Below are 443 nucleotides of genomic sequence, written 5' to 3'. Positions count from 1 at the left end.
GGCGATCCAGAATATCCCGTCAAGAACAAGGCGGTGGTTGGTGGGTTTGCGCCCGTTCGGGGCACGGGCCGAAAGGATGAAGTGTTCAAAGAACGCCCAATCCTCGTCCGGCATCAGGTCTCGTGCCAAGCTGGTCTCCATCGCAGACCCCGGCTTGATGATGTGGACGCCCCTGCCACAGAGACTTGAGACAGATACGCTCAGGTCGACAATTCGCGGCAGAAAAGGAGCGGCCATTGTGAAGATCACAACGAGAGGGCTTGACCTGGCCAAGAGCGTTTTCCAGGCGCATGGCATAGATGAGAACAGCAAGACGGTTTTGGTGAAGCGTCTGCATCGAAAGCGGATGATCCCATTCTTCTCGAAACCACCGCCCTGCCTGATCCGTGCGGAGGCCTGCGCCACAGCGCATCACTGCGCGCGCACGCTGATCGCCATGGGGC

Annotated in this window: 2 pseudogenes; one reads left to right on the top strand and one right to left on the bottom strand. The window is 59.1% G+C overall.

The features are described 5' to 3' along the window. Positions 1-141 (bottom strand): annotated as a pseudogene (locus L1069_RS23970) (IS5/IS1182 family transposase); the annotation flags it as partial. Between the two features lie 94 nt (positions 142-235). Here L1069_RS23970 and L1069_RS23965 point away from each other — a divergent pair. After that, positions 236-443, top strand: a pseudogene (locus L1069_RS23965) (IS110 family transposase); the annotation flags it as partial.

Source organism: Leisingera sp. MMG026 (assembly GCF_021654205.1).
Lineage (GTDB): Bacteria > Pseudomonadota > Alphaproteobacteria > Rhodobacterales > Rhodobacteraceae > Leisingera.
Note: the sequence above shows the minus strand (reverse complement) of the source record. Positions and strands in the feature narration are given on the sequence as shown.